This window comes from Nocardioides deserti, from assembly GCF_014266025.1.
GTDB lineage: Bacteria > Actinomycetota > Actinomycetes > Propionibacteriales > Nocardioidaceae > Nocardioides > Nocardioides deserti.
Genome location: NZ_JACMYC010000032.1, coordinates 1 through 5,925 on the forward strand (window position 1 = coordinate 1; position 5,925 = coordinate 5,925).

Here is a 5,925-nt window from a genome sequence, read left to right on the forward strand (position 1 = left end):
GACCGCCGCCTCACCAGCCCACTGCCCCGACCTCACCGCCAACCAGAACCGCCGACGATCTGCCCGCTCGATCCCCACTCCGCACCTCCACTACCCGTGGCGGTGCAACGACTCCCTGAACCCGCGGACCGTTACTACCCCGGCGGAGGCCGGCGCGAAGAAGCCCGGAGCGGGATCAGTCCAGCCGGAAGACGTAGTGCGCGATGAAGTACGTGGCGGCGGCGGCGGAGGCGGCGGCGGGGAAGGTGAGGACCCAGGCGGTGACGATCGACCGGGCGACACCCCACCGGACGGCCGAGAACCGCTTGGTGGCGCCGACGCCCATCACCGCGGAGGTGATGGTGTGGGTGGTGGAGATGGGCGCCTCGAACGCGTACGCCGTGGTGTAGAGCACCGACGCGGCGACCGACTCGGCGGCGAAGCCGCGGGCCGGGTCGAGGTGGATGATGCGGCGGCCCAGGGTGCGCATGATGCGCCAGCCGCCGGCCCAGGTGCCCGCCGAGATCGCGGCGGCGGCGGCGAAGATGACCCACAGGGGCAGGTCGTCGCCCTCGGCGACGTACCCGCCGGCGAGCAGGGCGAGGAAGATGACGCCCATCGTCTTCTGCGCGTCCTGGAGGCCGTGGCCGAGCGCCATGGCGGCGGCGGAGGCGGTCTGGGCGAGCTTGAAGCCGCGGTTGGCCTTGTGCGGGTTGACCTTCCGGAAGATCCACATGATCGCGAGCATCACCGCGAAGCCGGCCGCGAACGCGAAGACCGGGGAGAGCAGCATCGGGATGACGACCTTGTTGAGGACCGTGTCCCAGTTGACGCTCACCCCGCCGGCCATCGCCGCGCCGCCCAGGCCGCCGATGAGGGCGTGCGAGGAGGACGACGGCAGGCCGTAGTACCAGGTGACCATGTTCCAGATGATCGCGCCGAGCAGGCCGCACATGACGATGACCAGGGCGTGCACGGTCACCGAGGTGGCGGCGTTCGGATCGAGCTGCTCGGGGCTGAACTGGATGACGTCGGCGACGGTCTTGGCGACCTTCTGGCCGAGGAACGCGCCGATGAAGTTCATGACCGCCGCGAGACCCAGGGCCACCCGCGGCGTGAGCGCGCGGGTGGAGACCGAGGTCGCGATGGCGTTGGCGGCGTCGTGGAACCCGTTCGTGTAGTCGAACACGAGGGCGACCACGACCACCGCGATGATGATCGCGATCTCCACCGGTCAGGACTCCTTGACGGCGATCTGCTCCACCGTGTTCGCGACCCGCTCGAACGCGTCGATGGCGTCCTCGAGGCCCTCGACGATGTCCTTGAGCTTGAGCACCTCGATGGTCTTGTAGTCGCCACCGAAGATGTTGGTGAGGATCCGGCGGTGGTTCTTGTCGCCGGCGTTCTCGAGGCGGTTGATCTCGATCCAGTACTCCTCGAGCGACTGCATCGACCGCAGGTTCGGCATCGCGGCGGAGGTGAGGTCCGCGCAGCGCTGCAGCAGCTCGACCTGACCAGAGACCTCGGTCGGCATCTCCCGCACCTCGTAGAGCAGGATCATGTCGACGACCTCGTCCATGTGGTCCATGACGTCGTCGAGCCCGGAGGCGAGCGAGTAGATGTCCTCGCGGTCGAACGGCGTGATGAACGTGGAGTTCACCTTCCGGATGATCGCGTGGGTGGTCTCGTCGGCGGCGTGCTCGGCGTCACGCATGCGCTGGGCCACGGCGACATGGTCGGCGCCGTCGGCGAGCATCTCGGCGAGGATCCTGGCGCCGGTGACGAGGTGGTCCGCCTGCTCGGCGAACTGGTCGTAGAACGTGGCTTCGACCGGACGGAAACGCAGTCCCACGGAGTGACTCCTGAACGACGGGGGAACGAGCGTTGAACAGAGTAGGGCCACCGTCGGAAGATCGCGCAAGCGAGGACGGCGTTCGTCTCGTCACCCGCCCTGCCGCCGGCCGAGGTCGTGCGCCGTCAGGGCGAAGTCAGAGCGCCGTACGCCGCCGGCGTTGCCGCTCGATGAGCGACTCCTGGAGGTGCACCGGTCCGCGCGAGCGGCTCCACCCGCCGTCGGGGCCGAGCACCCACGCGTCGGTGTCGTCGTCGAAGGCGAGCGTCAGCAGGTCGTCGACGGCCTGCCGGCTCGTCGCGCCGGGCAGCCGGACGAGCACCTCGACCCGGCGGTCGAGGTTGCGGTGCATCATGTCGGCCGATCCGATCCAGGCCTCGGGCTCGCCGCCGTTGTCGAACCAGAAGACCCGGCTGTGCTCGAGGAACCGCCCGAGCACCGACCGCACCTCGATCGTCTCCGAGAGCCCGGGCACGCCGGGCCGCAGCGCGCAGATGCCGCGGATGAGCAGCTGGACCGGGACGCCGGCCTGCGAGGCGAGGTAGAGCGCGTCGATGACGCCCTCGTCGACCACGGAGTTGGCCTTCATCCGGATCCGCGCGGGGCGGCCGGCGCGGTGGTGGGCGATCTCGCGGTGGATGCGCTCGACGAGCCCGGAGCGCACCGAGTCGGGCGCGACCAGCAGCTCCTCGTACGACGCGTTGCGCGACCACCCGGAGAGGTTGTTGAACAGGTGGGCGACGTCCTCGCCGATCGTGTCGTCGGTCGTGATCAGCCCGAGGTCCTCGTAGGTGCGCGACGTCTTCGGGTTGTAGTTGCCGGTCCCGATGTGGGTGTAGCGGCGGATCCCGCCGCCGGAGCTGTCCTCCTCGCGCACCACCATGGACAGCTTGCAGTGGGTCTTGAGCCCGACCAGCCCGTAGACCACGTGGCAGCCGGCCTGCTCGAGCTTGCGGGCCCACCGGATGTTGGCCTCCTCGTCGAAGCGGGCCTTGATCTCCACGATCACCAGCACCTGCTTGCCGGCCTCGGCGGCGTCGACGAGCGCGTCGATGATCGGGGAGTCACCGGAGGTCCGGTAGAGCGTCTGCTTGATCGCCAGCACGTGCGGGTCGGCGGCGGCCTGCTCGAGGAAGCGCTGCACAGAGGTGGCGAAGGAGTCGTAGGGGTGGTGCAGCAGCACGTCGTGGCGGCGGGCCGCCTTGAACACGTCGACCGGCGCCGCTGACTCGACCTCGGCGAGCAGGGAGTGGGTGGTGGGGACGAAGGCGGGGTACTTCAGCTCCTCGCGCGGGAGGTCGGCGAGGCTGAGCAGCCCGCGCAGGTCCAGCGGCCCGGGCAGCCGGAAGACCTCCTCCTCGGCGACACCGAGCTCGGAGACCAGCAGGTCGAGCACGGCCGGGGTGATCGAGTCCTCCACCTCGAGCCGGACCGGCGGCCCGAACCGGCGGCGCAGCAGCTCCTTCTCGAGCGCGGCGAGGAGGTTCTCGGCGTCGTCCTCCTCGACCTCGAGGTCCTCGTTGCGGGTCACCCGGAACGTGTGGGCCTCGAGCACCTCCATGCCGGGGAAGAGCTTCTTCAGCCGCTCGCGCATCACGTCCTCGAGCGGGACGAACCGCTGGTTCCCGAGCGGCACGAGCCGCGCGAAGATCGGCGGCACCTTGACCCGCGCGAAGTGCTCCTTGCGGGTCTCGGGGTCGCGCAGCACGACGGCGAGGTTGAGCGAGAGGCCGGAGATGTAGGGGAAGGGGTGCGCGGGGTCGACGGCCAGCGGGGTCAGCACCGGGTAGACGCGCTCCTTGAAGAGCTTCTTGCAGTGCTTCTGCTCGCGCTCGTCGAGGTCGCCCCAGCGCACGATCTCGATGCCGTGCTCGCGCAGTGCGGGGTCGATCTCGTCGCGGAACAGGCAGACCTGACGCTCGCTCAGCTCCCGGCTGGTCAGCCAGATCCGTTCGAGCACCTCGCGCGGCATCAGCCCGGAGGCGGCGCGCACGGCCAGCCCGGCAGCGATCCGGCGCTTCAGGCCGGCCACCCGGACCATGAAGAACTCGTCGAGGTTGCTGGTGAAGATCGCCAGGAAGCGCACCCGCTCGAGCAGCGGCAGGTCGGGGTCCTCGGCGAGCTCGAGCACCCGCTGGTTGAAGTGCAGCCAGGACAGCTCGCGGTCGAGGAACCGGTCGTCGTACTTCTCGACCGCCGCGAGCGCCTCGTGGTCGGGGACGTAGGGCGGCTCCACGTCGAAGGAGTCGTGCGGCGCCCGGTCGCGCGGCAGCAGGTCCTCGGCGGGTCCGGTCTCCAGGGTCACGTCGTCAGTGTGGCACCGGAGGGTGAACGGCAGGTGTCGTTCGCACGCGCCTGGGGAACGCCGTGCGCGAGCCCGCCGTGTGGACGGTCGGTGGCGCACGACGCAGCCCCGCTACTGTCCCGCCCGTGAGCGCGAAGACCGTCGTCGAGGTGGCTGCCCTGCGAGCCCTGATGGGGCTGCCGGCCCCGGTCCAGCGGGTGCTGGCCGGTCCGCCCCTGGAGCGCGACGGCCAGACGCTGGCCGTCGACCTCCAGCTCATGCTGCGGATCCAGCAGCTCACCGGCGAGCCCGCGATCGAGTCGCTCGAGGTCGAGCTCGGTCGCCAGGCCGCCGTCCGGCAGACCGGGCTCACCGCCGGCCGGCAGCGCGTGGGCTCGGTGCGCGACCTGAACGCCGGCGGGCTCCTCGCCCGTCTCTACACCCCGTCGAGCGCCCGTGGCCCGGTCGAGACGCCCGGCCCGCTGCTGCTGTTCCTCCACGGCGGCGGCTTCTTCTTCGGCGACCTCGAGACCCACGACGCCAGCTGCCGGTTCATCGCGGAGCGGGCCGGCGTGCGGGTGCTCGCCGTCGACTACCGCCTCGGCCCCGAGCACCCCTTCCCGGCCGCGCACGACGACGCGCTCGCGGTGTACCGCTGGGCCCTCGAGCACGCCGCCGCCCTCGGCGCCGACCCCGCGCGGATCGCCGTCGGCGGCGACTCCGCCGGCGGCAACCTGGCCGCCCACATCGCGATCGAGGCGGCCCGCGAGGGACTGCCGCTGGCGTGGCAGCTGCTGGTGTACCCGGCGACCGACGTCTCCGGCGAGACCGAGAGCAAGCGGATGTTCGGCCAGGGGCTGTTCCTCACCCAGGAGTTCATGGACCTCGCGGTCGCCTCCTACACGCCCGACCCCGCTACCCGCACCGACCCGCGCGTGGCGCCGCTGCGCGCCGACCTGCCGGAGGGCCTGGCGCCGGCGTACGTCGTGACCGCCGGCTTCGACCCGCTCCGTGACGAGGGCGAGGCGTACGCCGCGAAGCTCGCCGCCGCGGGGGTCGAGGTCGAGACGCGCCGGTTCCCCGACCAGATCCACGGCTTCTTCAACATCGTCGGCGCCGGCCGCACCTCGAAGGCCGCCGTCGCCGAGATCGCCGACCGGGTCCGGACCGCGCTGCGGCCTCAGTCGCGCTGACCCGCGCCGGCCGAGCCGACGAGGAACGCGACGGTGACGATCGCCCCGACGGCGAGGAGCACGGGGTCGTCGTGGCCGGTGCGCCACGCGACGACGGTGAGCGCGGCAGCGACCAGCGCGACGAGGAGGTAGAGGAGCCGTCGAGCGCGCTGCTCGCGTGACAGGCCTGCGCCCGACGACGCGGGGGCCGGGGGAGCGGCGGGCTCGGGCTCGGGACCCGGTACGTCGGCCAGCGAGCGTGGCTCCGCAGAACCGCCCCGCGCCTCCGCCAGCTGCTCGGCCAGGTCGGCGGCGCGCTGCTCGGCGGCGAGCCGGTCCTGCAGCGCCGCCTCGACGAGCTCGGCCTGGTGACGCACGGACGCCTCGACGGCGCTGCGGTCGATCGCCCGCTGCTCGGCCTTCTCCTCGGCGACCAGGCGCTGAGCGGCCTGCTCCTCGGCGGCGCGCTCGGCAGCGAGCCGGGCCTCGTTCGCGGCGGCCAGCTCGCCGGCGAGCTCGGTGAGCCGGTGCTCGGCCTCCTGCCGGCCGGCGACGGCCTCGGCGGCGAGCCGGGCGTGCTCGGCGGCGTCGTGCTCCGCGGCCTCGCGGGCCTCGACCGCGGCCCGGGCCGACTCCTC

The 5,925-nt window shown here is 72.0% G+C and carries 5 protein-coding genes; 1 reads left to right on the plus strand and 4 read right to left on the minus strand.

The window, feature by feature from the left end; genetic code table 11:
* Window positions 1–175 precede the first annotated feature (175 nt).
* From H7344_RS20070 to H7344_RS20080, 3 genes are all read right to left on the minus strand, one after another.
* Window positions 176–1,210, minus strand: coding sequence for an inorganic phosphate transporter (locus H7344_RS20070; RefSeq protein ID WP_186347759.1), 1,035 nt, complete (start codon window positions 1,208–1,210; stop codon window positions 176–178).
* A 3-nt stretch (window positions 1,211–1,213) separates the two neighbouring features.
* Window positions 1,214–1,831: a DUF47 domain-containing protein gene (locus tag H7344_RS20075; RefSeq protein WP_229707219.1), complete on the minus strand. Its 618-nt coding sequence runs from the start codon at window positions 1,829–1,831 to the stop codon at window positions 1,214–1,216.
* A 136-nt stretch (window positions 1,832–1,967) separates the two neighbouring features.
* Entirely contained in the window at window positions 1,968–4,067 is a 2,100-nt protein-coding gene (locus H7344_RS20080; RefSeq protein WP_186347761.1) for an RNA degradosome polyphosphate kinase, read from the minus strand.
* Window positions 4,068–4,261: 194 nt separating this feature from the next.
* On the opposite strand from H7344_RS20080, the gene H7344_RS20085 reads away from it, so the two are divergent.
* Window positions 4,262–5,308, plus strand: a complete 1,047-nt coding sequence (locus H7344_RS20085; protein ID WP_229707218.1) for an alpha/beta hydrolase — start codon at window positions 4,262–4,264, stop codon at window positions 5,306–5,308.
* Here the strand turns inward: H7344_RS20085 and H7344_RS20090 are convergent.
* A partial coding sequence (locus H7344_RS20090; RefSeq protein WP_222130939.1) for a hypothetical protein occupies window positions 5,296–5,925 on the minus strand: 630 nt, incomplete at its 5' end. The genes H7344_RS20085 and H7344_RS20090 overlap by 13 nt on opposite strands.